14 protein-coding genes and 1 pseudogene are annotated in these 15,687 nt (G+C 60.5%); 9 read left to right on the forward strand and 6 right to left on the reverse strand.

Going from position 1 to position 15,687, the window contains the following annotated elements:
• Positions 1-69: 69 nt before the first annotated feature.
• Positions 70-837, reverse strand: a complete 768-nt coding sequence (locus tag M3I54_RS33870; RefSeq protein WP_254343717.1) for an SDR family NAD(P)-dependent oxidoreductase — start codon at positions 835-837, stop codon at positions 70-72.
• Positions 838-1,202: 365 nt separating this feature from the next.
• On the opposite strand from M3I54_RS33870, the gene M3I54_RS33875 reads away from it, so the two are divergent.
• The 3 genes from M3I54_RS33875 (at position 1,203) to M3I54_RS33885 (ending at position 5,768) form a co-directional block, all read left to right on the forward strand.
• Positions 1,203-2,219: an AraC family transcriptional regulator gene (locus tag M3I54_RS33875; protein ID WP_254343719.1), complete on the forward strand. Its 1,017-nt coding sequence runs from the start codon at positions 1,203-1,205 to the stop codon at positions 2,217-2,219.
• A gap of 1,117 nt (positions 2,220-3,336) precedes the next feature.
• Positions 3,337-4,101: a nitroreductase gene (locus M3I54_RS33880; RefSeq protein ID WP_254343750.1), complete on the forward strand. Its 765-nt coding sequence runs from the start codon at positions 3,337-3,339 to the stop codon at positions 4,099-4,101.
• Positions 4,102-4,115: 14 nt separating this feature from the next.
• On the forward strand, positions 4,116-5,768 hold the full coding sequence (locus M3I54_RS33885) for an AMP-binding protein (protein WP_254343722.1): 1,653 nt from the start codon (positions 4,116-4,118) through the stop codon (positions 5,766-5,768).
• 470 nt (positions 5,769-6,238) lie between these two features.
• On the opposite strand, the gene M3I54_RS33890 is transcribed toward M3I54_RS33885, so the two are convergent.
• Complete coding sequence (locus M3I54_RS33890; RefSeq protein ID WP_254343724.1) at positions 6,239-6,454, reverse strand: hypothetical protein; 216 nt, start codon at positions 6,452-6,454, stop codon at positions 6,239-6,241.
• A 1,495-nt stretch (positions 6,455-7,949) separates the two neighbouring features.
• On the opposite strand from M3I54_RS33890, the gene M3I54_RS33895 reads away from it, so the two are divergent.
• The 6 genes and pseudogenes from M3I54_RS33895 to M3I54_RS33920 all read left to right on the forward strand — a co-directional run.
• Complete coding sequence (locus M3I54_RS33895; RefSeq protein ID WP_254343726.1) at positions 7,950-8,321, forward strand: YciI family protein; 372 nt, start codon at positions 7,950-7,952, stop codon at positions 8,319-8,321.
• Complete coding sequence (locus M3I54_RS33900; RefSeq protein ID WP_254343728.1) at positions 8,318-9,586, forward strand: RNA polymerase sigma factor; 1,269 nt, start codon at positions 8,318-8,320, stop codon at positions 9,584-9,586. Before M3I54_RS33895 ends, M3I54_RS33900 begins: the two co-directional genes overlap by 4 nt.
• Before the next feature lie 301 nt (positions 9,587-9,887).
• Positions 9,888-10,052 (forward strand): hypothetical protein, encoded by a 165-nt coding sequence (locus M3I54_RS33905; protein ID WP_254343730.1) that lies wholly within the window; start codon positions 9,888-9,890, stop codon positions 10,050-10,052.
• A gap of 177 nt (positions 10,053-10,229) precedes the next feature.
• Positions 10,230-10,616, forward strand: a complete 387-nt coding sequence (locus M3I54_RS33910) for a hypothetical protein (protein WP_254343732.1) — start codon at positions 10,230-10,232, stop codon at positions 10,614-10,616.
• A 652-nt stretch (positions 10,617-11,268) separates the two neighbouring features.
• Positions 11,269-11,532, forward strand: coding sequence for a hypothetical protein (locus tag M3I54_RS33915; RefSeq protein ID WP_254343733.1), 264 nt, complete (start codon positions 11,269-11,271; stop codon positions 11,530-11,532).
• Positions 11,533-11,789: 257 nt separating this feature from the next.
• Positions 11,790-12,182, forward strand: a pseudogene (locus M3I54_RS33920) (transposase); the annotation flags it as partial.
• Between the two features lie 404 nt (positions 12,183-12,586).
• Here the strand turns inward: M3I54_RS33920 and M3I54_RS33925 are convergent.
• The 4 genes from M3I54_RS33925 to M3I54_RS45220 all read right to left on the reverse strand — a co-directional run bounded on the left by M3I54_RS33925 (position 12,587) and on the right by M3I54_RS45220 (position 15,454).
• A complete protein-coding gene (locus M3I54_RS33925) occupies positions 12,587-12,853 on the reverse strand; it encodes a Txe/YoeB family addiction module toxin (protein WP_302059260.1) in 267 nt (88 codons plus the stop codon).
• Positions 12,850-13,110, reverse strand: coding sequence for a type II toxin-antitoxin system Phd/YefM family antitoxin (locus M3I54_RS33930; RefSeq protein WP_133190871.1), 261 nt, complete (start codon positions 13,108-13,110; stop codon positions 12,850-12,852). The genes M3I54_RS33925 and M3I54_RS33930 overlap by 4 nt, the downstream gene beginning before the upstream one ends.
• A 333-nt stretch (positions 13,111-13,443) precedes the next feature.
• Positions 13,444-14,427, reverse strand: a complete 984-nt coding sequence (locus M3I54_RS33935; protein WP_254343734.1) for a D-alanyl-D-alanine carboxypeptidase family protein — start codon at positions 14,425-14,427, stop codon at positions 13,444-13,446.
• Between the two features lie 910 nt (positions 14,428-15,337).
• Positions 15,338-15,454 carry a hypothetical protein gene (locus M3I54_RS45220; protein WP_309249664.1) on the reverse strand — a complete coding sequence of 39 codons (117 nt, stop codon included), beginning with the start codon at positions 15,452-15,454 and terminating at the stop codon, positions 15,338-15,340.
• Positions 15,455-15,687 lie beyond the last annotated feature (233 nt).

The following is a 15,687-nucleotide window of genomic DNA, read 5'->3' on the forward strand; positions in this document are numbered from 1 at the left end:
GATTCGGCGATTCGCCGAACTCAAGCAAGGCGGTAGCCGGAACAATGACGTGCACTCCAGACGCCGAGTTCACCTTGCCGCCATACGGATGCCGCCATCAAGGCGGATCACCTCGCCGTTGAGGTAGGTGTTTTCGATGATGTGCACCGCAAGGCCCGCGAATTCTTCTGGCCGACCAAGGCGCGCGGGAAAGGGGACCATCTTGCCAAGGGCGTCTTGTACCTCGGTGGGCATGCCTTTGAGCATCGGCGTCTCCATGATTCCTGGCGCGACCGCAAGCACGCGAATGCCATCGCGGGCCAATTCCCGCGCGATAGGCAGCGTCATCGCGACGACACCGCCTTTGGACGCAGCATAGCCCGCTTGCCCAATCTGGCCATCGAAGGCGGCGACTGAAGCAGTATTGATGATCACCCCGCGCTCGCCATCAGCCTCGGGCATGTTCCTGGCCATGCAGGCTGCGGCCAGCCGTACCATGTTGAAAGCGCCGACCAGATTGACCTGAACGGTGCGCGCGAAACTCTCCAGCCGGTGCGGGCCTTCGCGTCCGAGCACTTTCTCGGCGGGGGCAACGCCTGCGCAATTGATCAGTCCGTGCAACCCACCGAAGGTGTCGCAAAAAGCGTTCAACGCACGCTCGGCGCCCGTTGCGTCCGATATGTCAGCCTTGGCGAAGTGGGCATTGCCGCCGAGTTCCGCCGCCAGCGCAGTACCGGCGTCCTCGTCCAGGTCTACAAGGAGCACCGAGGCGCCGCCCGCCACCAGACGGCGCGCCGTGGCGGCGCCCAGCCCTGAGCCCCCACCCGTGACGACGAATCCTCTATGTTGAATCTGCACTGCTGTCTCCCAAAAGTAACCACCCGGACGCGCAACGGACCGGCCTGTGCTTCGCCGGAAGCTCTGGATTCCAGAGCAACGGATGCCCCTTGCATGGGTCATGTGATATGACCGCCATGCTGTATGACCTCGGACAACAAAGCCACACTCGCGACGATGAACTGAGTGGCCATGGTAAGCGGCAGGCGAGCGTGCGCACATGCCCATAGACCTCTTCGTGCGTGGGCCCTTCGGACATATTGGGCGGGGCGTGGGTCGCCCGCCAGCGCTTCGGCCGATGACCGCCCGCGCTCAGTCGGGCGGCAGGTTTCGCTTACGCCCGGCAGCGATTAACATCAGTACACTTTCTGTGGGTGAGCCTGACCATGAATGACGCTCAAGACAAGGGCACAACCTCTATCAGCCTGGTACGTGAGGCGATTCTCGTGGCGACACAACGGAATCTCGATGTGTCGGCCGTCCTCCAGCACGCTGGAATCGCGGCAGAATTGTTGAATGCTCCGAAAGCCCGTGTGCCGGCGTTGGCCTTTTCGCGCCTGTGGGCGGCTCTGGCCGACTTGATGGACGACGAGTTCTTTGGTCTCGACAGCCACGCACTGCGCCGGGGTAGTTACGCTCTGATGTGTCACGCGGTGCTGCATGCGGACAATCTGGAGCACGCGCTGCGTCGCATGCTGAAGTTCCTGCGTGCCGTTCTCGACGACATTCACGGGGAGTTGCGCTGCGACGGCGAGCATGCAGTGATCATCCTGCATGACGATGGGCGGACACGCCGTCGCTTTGCCTACGGGACGTGGTTCATCCTCGTGCACGGTCTTGCATGCTGGCTCGCACGCAGACGGATTCCACTGATCGAGATGAGGTTTCGCGCGTCCGCACCAATCGATGACAGCGACTACCGCATGCGCTTTTGCGAGGACGTGACGTTCTCCGCAGAGGAGACCCTGATCCGGTTCGATCGCAGTTTCCTCGGACTCAAACTGTCTGGGACGGAAGCGAGCCTGCGTGTATTCCTGGAAAATGCACCAGCCAATATCCTGGTCAAGTATCGCAATGAATCGAGCGCTACGGCCCTGGTCAGGCGCCGACTAAGAAACCAGGCCCCCGACGACTGGCCGGACCTCGACGCGCTATCGCGGTTACTGAATCTATCCGCGGCCACGCTGCAACGCCGCCTGCTGGCCGAAGGCACGAACTACCGGCAACTGAAAGACGAATTGCGCCGTGACATCGCAATCGACTTGTTTTCCAGCAGTTCTCTCACGGTCGCAGAAGTCGCTGCACGGACTGGATTTCAGGAAACCAGTGCTTTTCACAGGGCCTTCAGGAAGTGGACGGGGGCCAGCCCGGGGATGTACCGCCACGGCAGGGCGAACTCTTAACGTTAGAACTCGTGCCGTTGTCATAGCGGAATTTGAGCGTTCCGACTTGCTTGTGCGTCTGAGCGGTCGAAAGGCTCGATCCTCGTTTCCAAACGAGCGTTGCGCAAAAGCATAGCTGCCGAGGCAAGGCAAAGCCGCGCAACCGCTGAATCGCGTATAGGCGGGCAGCGCCGAGGCATTCCACTCAAACTCACTTGAATTCTCGGGGTGATGGGCAGCCAACGCACGAAGCACAACGAAAGCCGAGCGTGTCCACAGACCTCATGCAAACTGAGGTCGGCGGGCATGGATTGGTGTCCCAGCCAGGCTGACACTGCAGTGCGTTCGGCACGGCAAATCAGAACAAGCCTCGCGCCCGGTTGCACAGAGTAACCGGAGCCGGCTCCACGAAAGCCCCGCCTTGATCACCGCCGAAAAATAAGTGAAGTGTTATCGCTTATTTGGGCAGCAGGTTTCTCGCCAACGCGTCACCGAATCAGCGGGGGGAGGAGATATTGCCCTCGATGAGCAGCGCATTGCGGTAGCAATACAAATATGGAGACGAGAATGAGAACCCCGTTCAGAATCCGCCCGGAATTGCGAGCGCTGACGCGACTGGGCGCATATGTTCCGGCCCGATGCAAAGCATCACGTCATCAACGAAGCGCTACGGCATCCAGCTCGCCGCCACACTGACCGGGGTCATCGCATTCCAGATACCCCCCGTTATACGGCACGCGGCTCGACCATCGCGCGGAGCTGATCGATGCGGATCATCCCCGGTTGTAGCAACTTCTCGGCTCGCAACGGCAAACCGATGCAAGTTGGCCCGATATGGTCGTTCTCCTGACGCCCCGAGAACCGATTTCTCCAACTGGAAATCGGTGTCGTCGCCTGACAAATTCGCGGGCTGCCCCCAATGGCGCGACGCCGGAAAGCGGGTGTTCGGTGACCTCATTCAGGTTGAAGTTGATGGACATGGATTGTCAGCTGCGTCCGCCTGACACTGGTTACAGCGCGACGGCAACGGTCGATCCCGGCGCCACAAGGCGGCAATGTTTCTGCCATACGCAGCTTTGTGGCCGAGATTCTCACGAATAGTGCGGCTTGTATGAACTCTACCCTCAACAAACGCCACATGGCTCAGTGCAAAGCAACTTTCAATGCCGGCATCGAAATGAACCGTCTATCTTCTCCTCCCTTGAACTCGCTTGCCGACGTGGCCGGGGCCGTCGATTGGGCGCTCGTCACGCGGCGCAGCGTCCGTGCTTTCCTGCCCACGCCGGTTCCTCGCGAGCAGATCGAAGCCATCCTCGACGTGGCTCGCTTCAGCGCAACCGGCGTCAATATCCAGCCCTGGCATGTGCATGTCGTGACAGGCGCAATGAAGTCCAGCCTGTCTGCCGCCATCAACGAAATCAATGACGATCCCGTTCGCAGCGCCGGCCTGGACGAGCCCTACGATTACTACCCGCGCGAATGGATCGCACCATATGTGGATCGCCGGCGTGCGGTTGGTTGGAACCTGTATGGCCTGCTGGGCATCGAGAAGGGTGACAGGGAGCGGATGCACGTCCAGCACGGTCGCAACTACCGCTTCTTTGATGCACCCGTGGGCCTGTTCTTCACGGTTGACCGGGTCATGCGCGAAGGAAGTCTGCTCGACACGGGGATGTTCCTGCAAAGCGTCATGATCGCCGCCCGGGCGCGGGGCCTCGATACGTGCCCGCAGGCGGCTTTCAACAAGTTCCACCGTGTCATCGCCAACGAACTGTCCATTCCCGACAATCACATGTTGGTGTGCGGAATGAGTCTGGGTTATGCGGATCACAGCTGCATCGAGAACACTCTGGTAACGGAGCGCAGTCCGGTACGCGATTTCACTACTTTTTATAATGAATGAATGGAGACAAAGTCATGAGTGCAACGGCCTATTCTCGAGGACTTGAGAAGAACGCGGCAAACCACGTTCCATTGACGCCCTTGACCTTTCTCGATCGAACCGCTGACGTTTATCCAAATCGAGCCGCGATCATTCATGGCGACTTCCGGCAGACGTGGGCGAAAACGCGCGAGCGTTGCTATCGCTTCGCGTCGGCGCTCGTTCAGTTGGGGATTGAACCGGGCGACACGGTGTCGATCATTGCGCCGAACACCCCGGCCATGCTTGAGGCACACTTCGGCGTCCCTCTCTCGGGGGCCGTTCTCAATGCCATTAATTGCCGCCTTGATGCTGAGGGCATTGCATTCATTCTGCGCCACGGAGAATGCAAACTCCTGCTCGTGGACCGGGAATTTGCACCGCTCGTTGAGAAAGCGTTGCAGTCAGTTCCCAATCCGCCGCGCTTGATAGACATCAACGATCACGAAGCACCTGACGGTCCCACCATCGGGGAAACTGACTATGAGTCGCTGCTGGCGAGCGGTGATCCGGCATTTGCGGGCCGCCGCCCGGCCGATGAGTGGACTCCGATCGCCTTGAACTACACCTCGGGCACCACTGGCGACCCGAAAGGCGTCGTTCCGAGCCACCGGGGCACGTATCTGATGAGCCTCTTGCAGATGACGAACTGGCCGCTCCCCCGTGCGCCGATTTACCTGTGGACACTTCCCATGTTCCATGCGAACGGCTGGTGCCTCACATGGGCAATTACGGCCGCAGCGGGAACGCACGTCTGTTTGCGCAAGGTGAATGCCGCGAATATTCTTTCGGCCATCTCCGAACACGGTGTCGATCATTTTTGTGCGGCACCGATTGTCCTCGCAGGCATCGCGAGCATGCCCGAATCGGAACGGCAACCGCTGCCGCGTCGTGTGCGGGTCCTTACCGCGGGCTCGCCGGCGCCCGCGGCTGTTCTCGAGGCCGTTGGCGCAATGGGTTTCGGCGTCGACCACGTCTTTGGGATCACCGAGATTGCCGGTACGCCAATCAGCTGTGCATGGCACGACGAGTGGGATACGTTGCCGCCGGAGCAGCAAGGGAAATTGAAAGCACGGCAAGGTGTACGTGCGGCCGCGTTCGAGAACATGTCGGTGGCCGATCTTGCGACGCTTGAACCGGTGCCAGCCGATAGCAAATCTTGCGGCGAGGTTATGGTCCGGGGGAATACGGTAATGATGGGATACTTCAAGAATGCCGACGCAACGGTAAAAGCTTTCGCCGGCGGTTGGTTTCATACCGGAGATCTTGCGGTCGTTCACCCAGACGGCTATATCCAGATCACAGACCGCTCCAAGGACGTCATCATCTCGGGGGGAGAAAATATCTCGTCTGTAGAAGTGGAGGAGGTCATCTATCGCATATCCGGCGTGCTCAACGTGGCCGTCGTCGCTCAGCCGGATGACAAATGGGGCGAGACTCCCTGTGCGTTTGTCGAACTGAGGCCGGACGCCTCCCACATCACGGAGCAGGATGTCATCCTGTTCTGCCGGGAGTGGCTAGCGCATTTCAAATGCCCTCGTCGCGTGATCTTCGGAGAATTGCCCAAGACCGCTACAGGCAAGATCCAGAAGTTTCGTCTGCGGGAGCAAGCGGGCAGCCAGGTGGCGATCACGAGGTTGGCGGGATGAAGCGGTTGCTCGGCTGAGCGTGCCATGCGCTGTGAAATGCGACTACGGTCAAGTGCGGCTGTAGTCGTGCGTACCCGCGCCCTATGTGCCGAACAAAACCGAGACACCCCCGCCGCCCACACGCGGTGTGACGGGCCGCTCGCCGTCCGATAGCTGACATTGAGACGATGAAAGCGCGAGGGTCGCCTATGGGTCGGGAAGACCCATTCATTGATAGCGAGAAAAGCCATTCGCCGACGCTGGTTTGCGAATGGCACAAACCAACCTGCAGCCGACGCACCGCCACCCATCGCCGAACGTCCGCATCGACAACTTGCCAGTCGAGACACCGCGCAAATCGCCGTTCCACTCTGCAAGCTGCCATAGCCCTTTCATTGGGTCAAATGGCAGCAGTGGTTCGCGTCTCCGCCGACCACATCTGTCGAGAGCGAACTGCCAACGTCGTATGCGTGCCACGCCCGCACGTAGTCTCACTTCGTTTTGACATTCCAGAATGTTTGCGACTCGAACGGCCAACAAGACTGTTTTCCATTGAGCGATCCGACAGTGACGATATCGCCGCTGCTCTGAAGTACGCCCCCCGCGTTCGCCGATGCGACAGTCGAGCCACTCTGGACGTTATCGAGTTCGAGCATCAGGCCGTTCGCGCCGAGGCCAACGATGCACAGAGCCGGGTCGAGCTGCACATCGCCGGCGCGAAGAACATCGTCGGCCGGGATCCCCTCTCTGGTCGCCCTTCCGTTACCCGGGTGGCCTGGAGCCTTTACATCACCGTCTCATACAGGAGTCCACCGCGTCTTCTAACCAGTGCTGCCTTCGCGGTTGAAAAGGGGATGCGCATATCCGTCATCGGGCTCCCCAAGACTAGCGGCTAAGGGGCGTAACCGTGATCGAACTGTACGCGCCCCCCACCAACAACTCACTCCCGTTCAGGCAAGTCGACAGGGAATGCGCCCTTTTTTTGCTTCAAAAGCGCTTGCCGGTCTCTGATGCCTAATAGGTATAATCGCCGCCCGGGTGGCGCAAAAATCAAACAAGGGGACATGTCGTGCGCGCGACAATGGCAGCGGTAATGGCAGTTGCGGCAATCAATGAGTGTGACGACGGCGGCCGCGGCCTCCGTCGAGTATCGCGAACAATCGACGCCGCCGGATGTGTGTCACGGCGCCGTCGCGAAACGGACCGAGGCAACAGGTCAGATCGCGGTCGGCGCGGCTGCGGGCAACGCGTGTGTTTGCCAGCCTGCGGGCGCCGGACCGCGCGCCGCGGCAGCCCGCCCTGCACCGCCGTCGGGCGATCATATAGACCAGGATGACGACGGAGCGCTCAAGGCGGGGGCAGCGATGCTCGGGCTTTGGCCGAAAGACTCCGGGAACCATACAGGTCACGTCGTGACCGGGCAGATTGTCCGCAACGTTCGGCACGAGCCGGTTGCTGCCGCACACGCGCCGGAGGGTGGATCGCATCACGCGTTTAGCTATGGCCGTCGCGCAAACGTTTGGCATGCGCCGACTACTGTCGCGCGAACGACAACGGACGCGCCGCCGCATCGCACTTCAGCCGGCAACAGTAAGGACGACACCCGGCACAAGCCGGTCGCTGGCGCGCGCCTGGCGGCAAAGATACCGTCGCACAGTGACGGCTCGCGACGTTCGCTCGCAACTGCCGCCGCTCATCCGGTGCCGCATCATCGCCTCGTCGTCGAGACGAAGCCGATGCAACCAAAGGTGCTGCCGAACTCGACACGACGGGAATTGCCGCCCATTCTCAGTTGATACTGCATATAAACTGCGCAGAGATTCGCTCTCTGCGCTTCGTTTCGCGCAGCGGCACGTCGTGCGACATTCCCGCCAATCGCTCGATCTGGTCACGGCATGACGCATCGAGAGATCACCTGGCGTTCTCCGGGAGGATGTTCCTGCAGATACGTTTGGGAAACTCCGTTCACGCGCGTGCGCCGCACCTTCGCCCGTCGCCAGAGCACGTTTCGCCGAATGGCGCTGCGTGCATTCGAAACTGACAGGCCGTTAGTTGCGTTGATTCGTCGACCCTTTGCTGCTGCTCGACATCTGCCCTCAGTGATTTTTTTGATGCGCCTTGTCCGTCAGCATGACATGCGAGCGTCATTATGATGGCGGCACGATGTAATTCATCCGCCTCAACCCCATGACGGAGGCTCAAATGGAATACCTCTTGATGATCTATTCGGAAGAAAACGGCTGGAACCAGATGACCGACACTGAGCGACAGCAAGGCGTCGCCGCCTATCACGCGTACACCGAATCGCTCCAGAAAGCGGGGGCGCTGGTGGGTGCCAACCGGCTGCAGCACACGAATACGGCCACGACCGTGCGGCTGGTCGACGGCAAGCCGCAAGTGCTCGACGGACCGTATTCCGATTCGAAGGAGCAGCTCGCGGGCTACTACCTGATCGACGCGCCCAACCTGGACGCGGCGATGGCGTGGGCGTCGCGGTGTCCCGGCGCGGCTCACGGCATCATGGAAGTGCGCCCGGTCTGGACCGCTCCGTACGATGCGCCATCTGCTGCATGAGCCAGTCCGGCGGCGGCCGTCACGCTGACGCCGCCGCACATTCCATTGCCGAGGCAGTCGCGCGCCGCAGTTATGGCAAGCTCGTCGCGCTGTTGGCGATGCGCACGCGCGACGTCGCCGCGGCCGAGGACGCACTCGCCGACGCGTTTGCGGCGGCGCTCACGGACTGGCCGGAGCACGGCTGCCCCGCGAGCCCCGAAGCCTGGCTGATGACCGTTGCGCGCCGCCGGGCGATAGATGGCGCACGCCATCGCCATGTCGGCGACGCAGTGGTGAACCAACTCGCGATCCTCGCGGAAGAGATCGACGAGTGTGAACCCGGCGCGTTGCCCGACCGGCGGCTCGCGCTGCTCTTCGCGTGCACACACCCTGCACTCGAGGCCGCGATTCGCACGCCGCTGATGCTGCAGGTAGTGCTGGGCCTGGATGCGAAGACGATTGCATCCGCGTTTCTGATGTCTCCCGCCGCCATGAGCAAGCGCCTCGTGCGCGCGAAGACCAAGATCCGCGAAGCGGGCATTCCGTTCAGCGTGCCCGAGCGTGAGGAACTGCCCGGCCGGCTCGACTCAGTGCTTGAAGCTGTCTATGCAGCGTATGCGGAAGGTTGGACGGACCCGGTCGGCGGCGATACCGAACGGCGCGGTCTAGCCGACGAGGCGCTGTATCTTGCACAATTGCTCGTCGAACTACTGCCCGAGGAACCGGAGACGCTGGGTCTCCTTGCGCTGATGCTGTTTGCGCAGGCGCGACGCGATGCCCGACGCGATGCGGCCGGCGATTACGTGCCACTATCGGCTCAGGACCCGGCAACATGGAACGCACCGATGATCGACGCAGCCAACGCACTGCTGCGGCGCGCGAACGCGTTTAATTCAATCGGTCGCTTTCAACTCGAGGCCGCGCTCCAGTCTGCGCATGTGCATCGCTGCCGATCGCATTGCCCGAACTGGGACGAGATCGTGCAACTCTACGATGGGCTGCTCGCCATAGCAGCTTCGCCCGTCATCGCGGTGAACCGCGCACTCGCACTGGCGGAACGCGACGGCGCACAGGCGGCGCTCGACGCGCTCGCGCCGTATGCGAACGATCCGCGGCTGACTGACTACCAGCCATACTGGGCCGCGCGCGCCAATTTGCTCGCGCGCGCCGGCGCTACGACCGAAGCGCTTGACGCGTACGATCTTGCGATCGGCCTCGAGCGTGATCCGGCCGTGCGCCGGTTCCTGCAGCGCAAGAAACTGGAGCTTGCATCGGCGCGCAGCTAGGCACGCGTGGCTATGCGAACGTCCGCAATGGAACGGCCGCGGGTCACCGACCGTCCCCGCAAAACTCCAGACTTCGACACACCGGCCGAGCGATTCCATCAATCCGTTGCATCGATCGCTTGAATCCGCAGGCCATTGCGGTCATTGGGCCGATCGCCAGCCAAGGTCCGCTATGGGTTGCTCTGCAGTCGTAGGACCAGCTTTCTTCATCGAGTGGCAAGCCGCTGAAGTAGTGATCGGCACCAATGCAAATGAGTCGCATAGGCATTCAATGTCGCGAACGCGTCCAGCGAAACCACTCGTGGTGATCGAGATTGCGCAGAAGATCCGCTCGACGCCGTACACGTCGATAGTGGGCAACAACGCCGGACGCGGCGATTGCCAGCACGATTACACCTACAGCCACTGCCAGCCAGGATTCGTCCATAGCATCCTCCTCTGGTACGCACGGATCGCCACCCGCTAGCGCAGGCGACACGCCCGATCAATATAGCCTTTCGGGACGACACGCTATCGGCCGCTGTGCACCTGTCAGCGCACTCGCGCGATTGCGCGCCGGCCAGCGTCGCCGCGCAGCGGGCAAGCTGCTTCAAAGTGCTGCCGTAAAATGCTGGCCATGAATATAGAACCAGCGGATACCCCAATGTTCAGTGAAACCGAACTGCACGAGCAGTATGCGGAACTCCAGCGGCGCGCGATGAGCCTCGGCTCGCATGGGCAGTCGCGCATTGACCAACTTGCCGCGGCGATGCGGTTGCCGCCAAAGAAGCACGCCGATGACTATTTGCGCGTGCTGAAGGGCGCGACAGATGACGCGATGGTGGCTGTCCTGAGCTATCAGCGAGCGTTGCCCTTCCTCGAAACTGCCAACTCTCTGATCGAGAGCCTCGCAAAGCCTTCCCCGAATGCTGAGGACGAAGAGTGGCGCGAACAGTTGCTGTTCAGGCTCGCCGAAGTACTAGAGATTGGCGCCGACTTGATCGCTGAGGGCGAAGCGCACCTTGAACGCTGCGCTCGCGTTGAAATCTAAGGATAGCCCTACCCGGAATCTTCGTTATCTGATTGTGTGAGGTCGGCCAGTTGCATTCGTGCGGCGGCCTTCGTCTGCTCCTGTTAGGCGAGCGGTCTCTCACCAAAAATCAATTGAATGTCCCTTGAGGGTCCCGAATCCGACATTGACCATAAGGCTGACGATCTAGCGATATGGCACTGCCGGACTACCGTCCATCGGCCGTCGAATTAGCGCGGAAGCCGGGTTGATGCTTCGTGAAGGTGCAGCCTTTGCGGTGCAGCCTTTGCGGTGCGCCTTCGCATCACAACGCGGAATTGGGACAGCTCCGGCGTCCTACCTAGGGGGGACGTTTGGCGAACCGTGTCCCCCTGTTTCTGGAGGCCCCCGCGGTGCCATAGGGGGTCTTTTTTCACCCGCCTTTGAAATTTCCAGCGCCGGACTCTCACAGTAAGGCTTGAACAACAACGACCAGCGCGGAGGTTTAACGAAAACTTGAAAGCTAGCGGTCAGGGGTTGCAGGTACTTTCACAGTTCGCTCACGCAAACCGAAACATAGGTGCGAATGCCTGAGCACCTTCTTCTAGATTCATCTGTCTCGTACGCCCCAGCTAGCCGATTGGTAAAATGACCAGATCAGCCTTGGCGGCCTTGACCCGCATCGAGTGCATCAATGAATCGAATCTACAAATATCGGGGCTTCGAGGTGACCGTGGAGGTCGAACCCGTATGGGCGCCTTCCAAAGGCACTGCCTTATCACCTGCCAAGGGCTTCCTGGCCATCGTAAATATCGTGATGGCCGGAATGACGCGCCCTATGGTTGTGCCAATGCGACTCACTGCTGATGGACAGCATCCTTTCCCATCGGAAGCTGAAGCGCTCATGGCCGGATACAGCGCCGGCCAACGGGTCATTGACGACATACTTGTCGAGTGAGCTTTGCTGGCTTTGACGCATGGCAGCTAGATGTTCCCCCCAGAGTGACGAGTTTCCGAAAAGGCTGACCATGCACCCGCAAACTTGAGGAGATATAGCGGGCAGTTGTACCCCCAGAAGCAGCCATTGATGTTGCGCCAGTCTGAAAGGCTGTTCAGGGTCCAGCTTGTGTGAAAACGCATGCTGATCGCCTAAACTGAAGTAACGCGTTCAGATCGGGCGGCCACATGAAGCGATTCGTTGAAGGCGAAGACCGTAAGCAGGGCAACACAGTCGATTTCCTGCTGCGCGCCCATCGTGACAAGGCTGCCGCGCGCCGTTACTTCGAGAAGGCGATCGACCAGAATGGTGAGCCCGAAACGGTTACCGTGGACAAGAGCGGTGCCAATCTGGCCGCGCTCGAAGCGCTTAACGCCACACGGCCGACGCCGATCATGATCCGCCAGAACAAATACCTGAACAACGTCGTCGAGCAGGATCACCGTGCCATCAAGCGCATCATCAAGCCGATGATGGGTTTCAAGAATTTCAGGTGCGCACGCATCATCCTCGCCGGAATCGAAATCATGCACATGATCCGCAAGGGTCAGTTGCAAGACGACGATGTCGCCCGAACCGCTGCAGAGCAGTTCTATTCACTGATTATATAAGCAGTACTATTCATCCCGGAACTCACCCCGCCTCGCCCCTCTTATCGCGACACAACCCTTGATCTACCCCATTCACATCGAACTCAAAGCCGAACGCTGACGACCTTGGTTTTCCGGCGGCCGACTCCGGTGCATCCGCCACGGTGGCCTCTGCCGACACGCCCACGCTTGCGGTGTCGAATCGCTTGACCATTCCGCATCGGCTTTTCACGGCAGACATCGATATGTCGGCCGCGAGATGCATAGTGGTACCCGCAAGCTGGACGCACTTCGAAAGCTCATTAGCGCCGCGCAACTCGCGCGCGAACTAGCCGATCGTCTTGGCAGCTTCGTAGATCGTGCTATCGGCCAATTGAAGACCAACAATCCTGAACGTGCGTGCCATCGCGTTGTTTTCCGATGGGTCAGTAGTGGTAGCGGCACGAGACTATATTGATCTGGCTACCGGCAATTTCGTAAACGAGCCGGTTGGTGTCATCGATGCGACGCGACCAGAAACCCGTCAGGTTCGCCTTCAGTGCTTCAGGCTTACCGATGCCCTCGAACGGAGTGCGCTGAGCGTCCTTGACAAGTTGATTGATGCGCTTTAGCGTCTTTCTATCCTGCCCCTGCCAGTAGACATAGTCCTCCCATGCCTCGGCCGTCCACATGATGTTCAAAGCGCCGCTCATTCGGCGTCTTCAACCAGCTTGCGGGGCTTGACCTTGCCTGCCCTTGCCTGCGCGATCGATCGCTCCAGATGAGCTACGTTGGCCGGGGAGCGAAGCAGGTGAACTGTTTCCATCAAGCTGTCGTAATGCTCTTGCGACATGACGATCGCGTTGGGTGCGTCCCGACGGGTGATGAGCGTAACGTCTACGTCATCGACAACTTGGTCGATGACGCGCTTGAGATTCGCGCGGGCGTCTGAAAATGGAATGGTGCGCATGCGTCTTCCTTGGACGAACGTGTACGAGAACAGGTACAAGTCTAACACGCGTCTACCACATGTACAAGTAACAGTACGAATTGCACCTCCATGCAGCGAAATTCGCGTCGTATTCCGAGGAAGTCTGGTCGCTTCGATCGAAAAGTCACCCGGGCACGCGCAACACACGGACTTTCCTCGGAAAAATCCAACAACGTGGACGACGCTCCAGGCAACCGCGCACCACTCTCGCATCGCGGACTCGAGCCCTGCAACACGATGTCGCGCATTGGCGCGTCGCCGCAAGTCTCCGTTTGACGGCTTACGTGACTGGTCACGCGGACGTCATTTGGCTCAGGCGGCAACAGGCGCTTGGTGTTGCCGCTTGCCGGTATGGTGCACGGCGGTCTGCCGGTGCGCACCGGACGCCGAACCTGTGCGGTACGATACGAATCGCACCTTGACGCGGTGCGAATGCGCGAGCATCGAATGGCGATGATGCAGCCGGGCGCTTGCGTAATAGCGCGGCTCGACGACCGGCGTTTCGTCGCCGTTCAGCCATCGACGTATCGTGACGAGATCGGCGGAGCGCCCCCACGATGTTTGCGAGCCGAGCAGCGCAATCATCACCTGGCCATTGGGCATGTTGGCATCGACCACGATGCAGCGTCCCGCCTCGCGGATATAGCCGGTCTTCGCGACCAGAACGTCCCAATCGGCTGAGCGGACTATCGGGTCGGTGTTGTGATAGAACCTCGTCCTCGTGCCGATTTCCTCTTCGTAACGGGGAAGCGTCGTGTATTCGCTGATCAATGGATAGTGCGCCGCGGCGGCCGCCATCTTCACGACGTCGCGCGCCGTCGAGAGATTGTCGGGCGAGAGCCCGGTCGGGTCGTCGAAGTGCGTATTGGTCATGTGCAGCGCGCGCGCCTTTTCGTTCATCTTCCGGATGAACGCCGGCTGGCCGCCCGGGAACGCACGCGATAGCGCAGACGCCGCGCGATTCTCCGACGACATGAGCGCAAGGCGCAGCATCTCTCCCCGTTCGAGCGACGCACCGATCGGGATACGGGACCCGGAGTGCTTGAGCCGATCAATGTCGTCATTGTCGACACTCACCATGGCGCCCAGCGACTGGGCGCTGTCCAGCACGACCATCGCTGTCATCAGCTTGGTGATCGACGCGACCGGCTGGACGTCATCGGCGTTCTTTTCCAGCAGGACTTCGCCGCGCCCAACGTCGTACACGATTGCGCTACGTGAATGGAGGAATGGCGTTTCGGCCCACGCCACGAACGGCGCAGAAGCGAGCAGTAGCGCGCTCAGGAAATGCTTCATGGCGTTCACACCTTGAGACAGCAATCAGGCGATGGGGGGGGCCAACGTGCAGGATGATCCCCAACAACTAAACTGTAGTTGCTCATTGCTGGAATGAGTGTGTGAAAGAGAACGGAATTTTGTCCCCGGAGGTAAGCCCTCTTGAACGCATGCCTCCAGGCGACGCTTACGGCTCGCGGATTCTGAACACAAACAAACTGCCTATCCAATGGCACAACCGGCTAGCCATTTTCTTACGAAAATTCCACCAGCGCCTCACACTAATTCGAGCGACTCGAACGTTGCGTTCCGCTTTTCTTTGTGCGCCTCCCCCGCCCGTTAGTCTTCCAGCACATGAAGTTGGCCACTGCAGCCGCAATGAACGTGACGACAGTGGAGGCCGACGACGCGAGGAGTGTCTTTTCCCCTGCATCTGGCGACGGCGTCGCCGGTTGGGATAGGGAGGCGGATGAGAATGGGGCTGCCGGGGCGCTTCCCGGCAAGGTTCGTGACGCCGACGCGCCTTTCGCGTGCACGAAGGTGGCTTGCGGCAGCGGACTCGCCCACTTGTACCGCACAAAAAGGGCGGCCGTCACGCAAAAAAAGCCCACAAAGAGACCAAGAAACAACCGGCAAAACAGTTCGAGCCTGAGGGAATTTGCCACGTCTGCCTCCGTCGTCGTCAACGGTTCCCGCACGCCTATGATGCGCCGGCGTTGGCAACAGGGCATAGCTTCAGGCAGACAGCCGCCCGACTATCTCATCGAACGAAGGCCGCATCTCGAAGTGCTCGCCGATACAGTCTTCGATCAACGCATGGAACCCGGCGGCACGATCATCGGCCTCTCCGGCCAGACGTTGCGCGAGTTCTTCGAGCAGGCGGCCGAACGCGCGCACCTCGACGCGCTCGAGCGCCTGCGCCAGTGCGTGATCAGGACGCCGCGCCGAAGTCGCCGAGCAATACGTGCCCTGAGCCGTCATGCAGGATGTTGTACGCATAGAGATCGCCATACATGATCCCGCGCCGATGCAGATGCCGCGCCGCCAATGCGATCCCGCGCGCAAATGCGGCAGCGGCGCGCGCCCCGAAACGTGACGGATGCGGTTCGCCCTGGAACCGACCATGCTCAGCGATTCGCCGTCGCCGAGCACGGCCGGCGACCCGGTGAACGAGTTATTCGAGGCGAACAGGTTGCGCAGATGACGCAGCCTTGGCAGGTCGTCCGGCAGCGATGATTGAATCGGAGAATGGCAAGAAAGTCACAAGCGCCGGTGCGCGAT

Origin of the sequence: Paraburkholderia sp. CNPSo 3274, from assembly GCF_024206475.1 — a bacterium.
In the GTDB taxonomy this organism is placed as follows: Bacteria; Pseudomonadota; Gammaproteobacteria; order Burkholderiales; family Burkholderiaceae; genus Paraburkholderia.

Bases quoted from the DNA above. Each gene is read 5' to 3' on its own strand.
- M3I54_RS33930 (WP_133190871.1), bottom strand. From the start codon at position 13,110: ATGCGCACCATTCCATTTTCAGACGCCCGCGCGAATCTCAAGCGCGTC.
- M3I54_RS33875 (WP_254343719.1), top strand. From the start codon at position 1,203: ATGAATGACGCTCAAGACAAGGGCACAACCTCTATCAGCCTGGTACGT.
- M3I54_RS33895 (WP_254343726.1), top strand. From the start codon at position 7,950: ATGGAATACCTCTTGATGATCTATTCGGAAGAAAACGGCTGGAACCAG.
- M3I54_RS33900 (WP_254343728.1), top strand. From the start codon at position 8,318: ATGAGCCAGTCCGGCGGCGGCCGTCACGCTGACGCCGCCGCACATTCC.
- M3I54_RS33885 (WP_254343722.1), top strand. From the start codon at position 4,116: ATGAGTGCAACGGCCTATTCTCGAGGACTTGAGAAGAACGCGGCAAAC.
- M3I54_RS33880 (WP_254343750.1), top strand. From the start codon at position 3,337: ATGGCTCAGTGCAAAGCAACTTTCAATGCCGGCATCGAAATGAACCGT.
- M3I54_RS33925 (WP_302059260.1), bottom strand. From the start codon at position 12,853: ATGAGCGGCGCTTTGAACATCATGTGGACGGCCGAGGCATGGGAGGAC.
- M3I54_RS33915 (WP_254343733.1), top strand. From the start codon at position 11,269: ATGAATCGAATCTACAAATATCGGGGCTTCGAGGTGACCGTGGAGGTC.
- M3I54_RS33935 (WP_254343734.1), bottom strand. From the start codon at position 14,427: ATGAAGCATTTCCTGAGCGCGCTACTGCTCGCTTCTGCGCCGTTCGTG.
- M3I54_RS33910 (WP_254343732.1), top strand. From the start codon at position 10,230: ATGTTCAGTGAAACCGAACTGCACGAGCAGTATGCGGAACTCCAGCGG.